The sequence below is a fragment of the Flavihumibacter sp. CACIAM 22H1 genome, assembly GCF_001601815.1.
GTDB lineage: Bacteria > Bacteroidota > Bacteroidia > Chitinophagales > Chitinophagaceae > Flavihumibacter.
Genome location: NZ_LUKG01000081.1, coordinates 17,990 through 22,043, shown reverse-complemented (window position 1 = coordinate 22,043; position 4,054 = coordinate 17,990). Strand labels below are relative to the sequence as shown.

The 4,054-nt window shown below is 48.3% G+C and carries 3 protein-coding genes and 1 pseudogene; 2 read left to right on the top strand and 2 right to left on the bottom strand.

What is annotated here, in order from left to right; genetic code table 11:
* Together A1D16_RS17855 and A1D16_RS17850 are read right to left on the bottom strand one after the other, a co-directional pair.
* Positions 1-757 (bottom strand): hypothetical protein (locus A1D16_RS17855; RefSeq protein WP_290712017.1); only part of this gene is annotated, 757 nt, incomplete at its 3' end.
* A 19-nt stretch (positions 758-776) separates the two neighbouring features.
* A complete protein-coding gene (locus A1D16_RS17850; RefSeq protein ID WP_290712015.1) occupies positions 777-1,229 on the bottom strand; it encodes a hypothetical protein in 453 nt (150 codons plus the stop codon).
* A 780-nt stretch (positions 1,230-2,009) separates the two neighbouring features.
* On the opposite strand from A1D16_RS17850, the gene A1D16_RS17845 reads away from it, so the two are divergent.
* Together A1D16_RS17845 and A1D16_RS17840 are read left to right on the top strand one after the other, a co-directional pair.
* A complete protein-coding gene (locus A1D16_RS17845) occupies positions 2,010-3,014 on the top strand; it encodes a ligase-associated DNA damage response exonuclease (RefSeq protein WP_290712013.1) in 1,005 nt (334 codons plus the stop codon).
* A pseudogene (locus A1D16_RS17840) lies at positions 2,989-4,054 on the top strand (ATP-dependent DNA ligase); the annotation flags it as partial. The gene A1D16_RS17845 and the pseudogene A1D16_RS17840, both read left to right, overlap by 26 nt.

The window sequence follows — 4,054 nt, the reverse complement described above, 5'->3', positions numbered from 1 at the left end:
ATAAAGGCATCTTTGTTTCAAAGAATTTTACCCACTGTGCCTTTTGTTCATTAATGTAGTTATCAGCCTGTGTAAGTTGATGAAGCCAGTCTTTCACATGGCTCATCATCAGTTGGCGGGATGCCGGGGGAAACACACCTGTAGTAACAGCCTCCAGAATAACAACGAATTCCCTATCGAGATTATGTGGGTTTTGATGCAAAAAATAGCGCTCCAGCCATTTCAAACTAGCATCATTTCTTGCCAGCCTGCGCATTACGAGCATAAAGAAAAGCGTTGTTTTATAATCATCTCGCCGCAAACTTTCAGTCAGCGCTTTTACATTGTTTTCTTTATCGTTACGAACCCAGGAAGCAAGGGCAACCAGTGCAGGAGCCAGCCAATAGCCAGGTGCCTTTATCATAACTTCTTCCGTTGTAAAACGAAGGGAAGCGTCACTCACAATTCCTGTGTCAACTGACTGCAAAATGCCGGTAGCCATTCGGCGAACCTCTGCGTAATAACCAAACTTAATTTGTAAATCCTGTTTTAGATTACCCTGCCGGGTTTCGGCCAGTTGCAGGGCCTTATGTTTTAAATCTGCTTCTACAAAATCTGCAAACGCATCGGCCAGCTTCGTTAATTCATCCTCCAGCAAATCCTGCTTGGTATTGAGGCTGCCTAGTTCAGAATGTACCCCTCTCATGTCTGAGCTGATCGATCGCAGGGCATTATTGATAATGGTAAGATCTGCGTAGGAAATTACTTGTTGCGACATAATTTTCCGGTTTAGTTCGTTAAATTTTGCTTGTACTACCGTCTTCTCGGATAAGGATTAATTTATCACGATACACCTCTACTAATGCGTATGCGTTGTGTTTTGCCAGTGTTCTTGCTTTTTCAAAACTGTATGGCAGAGGCTCTCCTATTTTATAGTGCTGAATAATATTTCCTGCACTTAAATCGAGTGTATGCACTTCATGAGGATGGCCCAGGAAACATTTTGCCACAATGCCCAGGGGTAAATCAGATATGTCGGCGGTGCCAAACTCTTCCTGAACAGCTTTTATTAGTTCATCCATTCCGCCTGTGGCGGTAAGTGTTTTGGCATCTAGTCCAGCGATCAGATCCACATATCTTTTTGATCGTTTTTTCAAAAGATCCCGATTGGCGGTAAAACCGGAGGATCGGCTTTGTAGCTGATTGGAGTGTAAGTGCAGGTCTTCGTTCTGGAAGATGATTTTTGCCATGAAATGCGATAAAATTGATTAGAATAAACGTTGCAAACGATAACCAGTATGTCCAAGTAGAAGTAAGCCTTTCATATCCTCTTACTAAGGCTTTTATACTCTACTGGCAATACCTCATCTGAAGGCTTTTTTTATTTTCTTTTCCATGTTTAAAAATTAGTTGAATCAATGCTCATTGCCCCGTACTGCAATGCTTCTTACCAGAGTCAGTGACTGCGGTTTAAGACTATTGTCACGGAGGAAATTTTGAGAGGTTAGGTGAATTAATAAAAACATTCCCTTCTGCATGTGCAAGTGTATTAATCCAGAAATCTCTCAACCGGCACAAAGTAGAGAACAGGTGGTAGCCATCCTTACGGTTTTCCGTATTTCCCAGGAAAGAATTTGCTTAGAAGTATAACAAAAAACAAGTATTGCCAGAGCAACGCCTTTATTACTACAAATGGACATTTTAAACTCACCTGATAGCTATTTTAAGACGATACTGATCCTCCGCTAAACCTCCACTCATCCTTCACTCAAACCAGTTTTATCCGCCGGAACCACTGATAAATCACTGATGAATGAGTGAAGGATGAGTGGAGGTTTTACAATGGATGAGCGCCGTTTTACTGGCTGACAAAATGGCTCGCATCGTAAAAAAAGCTCTCTGCAACCTGCTTTCGATGTCAAGCCCCCCCTCCCCGGCCCGCTTATTGATTAACAAACTGCATGGCCTATTGAACTATATTAACTAACAAACTGTATTCCTCAACAAACGATATCGCCTAACCAATAGCTATGCTCACCTTCACCAAATCAGGAATCTTCTGCCAACAGGGCGGGTTTTATATAGACCCCTGGCTGCCGGTTGATAAAGCCATCATCACCCACGCACATAGCGACCATGCCCGTTGGGGTAACCAACACTACCTCTGCCATACCCACACCAAACCATTGCTGCAACTGAGGTTGGGGGAAATAAACGCAGAAGCCATGAACTGGGGCGAAACCAAAACCATCAACGGGGTGCAGATCAGCCTGCACCCCGCCGGGCATATCATCGGCTCCTCGCAAATTCGGCTCGAATACAAGGGCGAAGTTTGGGTGGTTAGCGGCGATTATAAACTGGCCAACGATGGCATCAGCGGCGCCTTTGAACCGGTACCCTGCCATCATTTTGTTACCGAATCTACCTTTGGCCTACCCATTTACCGCTGGGAAAACCAGGAAATAATCTACCAGCAAATCCGCGATTGGGTACTGCACAACAAAGCCAACGGTTTCAGCTCGGTATTGCTGGCCTACAGCCTCGGCAAAGCTCAACGGGTAATCGATTGCCTCGCCCCCCTCGGGCTGCCCATCTACGCCCACGGCGCTATCGCCAACGCGCAGGAAAAACTGATTGGCGCAGGCTTTCACCTGCCGGCGGTAACACGGATACCAACGGCTGAACAAATAACCACGGCCTCCGAAAAAAAAGCATTAAAAGAGTCGCTGGTGGTTGCCCCACCCAGCGTTGACGGCTCTAACTGGCTGAAACAATTCGGCCCGGCAAAAACTGCTTCCTGCAGCGGCTGGATGCAGGTACGCGGAAATGTTCGGCGCCGCAACCTCGACGCGGGTTTTGTATTAAGCGATCATGCCGATTGGACCGGACTGCTGACAGCCGTAAAAGCCACCGGCGCAGAAAGGGTATTTGTTACCCACGGTTTCCAATCCGCCTTCAGCCGCTACCTCAATGAAAACGGTATTGAATCACACGAAATTGCTACCGACTATGGAACCACCGAAGCCGAAGACTAAAGCCGGCATGCGCCTGTTTGCCGACCTGGTGCAAGTGCTGGGTACCAGCACCAAAACCGGCGATAAACTCAATGCTCTTATCCGATATTTTGAAACCGCCCCCGAAAAAGATGCGGTTTGGGTAATTGCCCTGTTCACCGGTCGACGCCCCAAGCGAACGGTTGGCAGCGCACTGCTCCGTACCTGGAGCGCCGAACTGGTGCAACTGCCTGCCTGGCTTTTTGAGGAGGCCTACCATACTGTGGGCGACCTGGCTGAAACCATTGCCCTGCTGCTGCCTCCACCCCTGCATACCGGTAATCATTCCCTCCAATATTATCTCGATCAACTAATTGCTACCGGCAACCAACTGCCCGAAACAAAAAAAGACTTTGTACTTACCGCCTGGCAGGAGCTTGATAAGGCCGAACGTTTCGTGTTTAATAAACTCATCACCGGTGGTTTCCGCATCGGGGTATCACAACAGTTACTGGTACAATCCCTCTCCAGGCTGGCAGGGCTGGAAGCCAGCCAGGTGGCCTATCTGATCAGCGGACAATGGGATCCGCAAACCACCAGCTTCAAAGCACTTTTCGATTCCGGACGCGCAGCAGCGGATTTTTCCAAACCCTATCCCTTTTACCTTTCCTATGCGCTGGAAACGCCGCTGGCAGAACTCGGTAACCCGGCCGACTGGCAGGCCGAATGGAAATGGGACGGCATCCGCGGGCAGCTGATCACACGCAACCAGCAACTTTTTGTTTGGAGCCGCGGCGAGGAACTGATGACCGATAAATTTCCCGAATACGCATCGCTGCTGAACGAATTACCCGATGGCCTGGTGCTGGATGGTGAAATCATTCCGGCCATCGACGGCCAGCCCCTGCCCTTTGCACTGCTGCAAACCCGCATCGGCCGAAAAAATATTACCCGTAAACAATTGCAGGAGGCACCGGTTTGCTTTTTCGCTTACGACCTGCTCGAATGGCAGGGCGCCGATTGGCGCAACAAAGCTCTTTCCGAACGACGCGCCCAATTAGAGGCATTGCTCAGCACCATTC

Excerpts from the sequence above, each read along its gene's own strand:
- A1D16_RS17845 (WP_290712013.1), top strand. The coding sequence starts at position 2,010 with ATGCTCACCTTCACCAAATCAGGAATCTTCTGCCAACAGGGCGGGTTT.
- A1D16_RS17850 (WP_290712015.1), bottom strand. The coding sequence starts at position 1,229 with ATGGCAAAAATCATCTTCCAGAACGAAGACCTGCACTTACACTCCAAT.